This is a genomic window from Streptomyces blattellae (assembly GCF_009709555.1).
GTDB lineage: Bacteria > Actinomycetota > Actinomycetes > Streptomycetales > Streptomycetaceae > Streptomyces > Streptomyces blattellae.
Map to the genome: position 1 here is coordinate 1 of NZ_WJBG01000078.1, position 238 is coordinate 238.

1 protein-coding gene is annotated in these 238 nt (G+C 50.0%); it reads right to left on the reverse strand.

Features of this window, described 5'->3' with window-relative positions:
- On the reverse strand, window positions 1-226 hold a 226-nt coding region (locus GFH49_RS01670), incomplete at its 3' end, for a DNA polymerase (protein ID WP_230396107.1).
- Between the last annotated feature and the right edge of the window lie 12 nt (window positions 227-238).

Below are 238 nucleotides of genomic sequence, written 5' to 3' on the forward strand. Positions count from 1 at the left end.
AACCAGTTTTGGTCTTTTTGACAACCGGCAGGCCAATCTTTTCGAACAGGATCACACCCAGTTGTTTCGGGCTATTGATATTGAACGGTTCACCGGCGATCTCGTGGATCTTCTCTTCATACTCTTTCAACTTGGCGCCCAGTTCTTCGCCCATACGCTTCAGACGATCAACATCCACCTTGACACCGGTGCTCTCCATTTCGCCCAAAATCAGAGCCAGAGGCATCTCCAGCTCTTC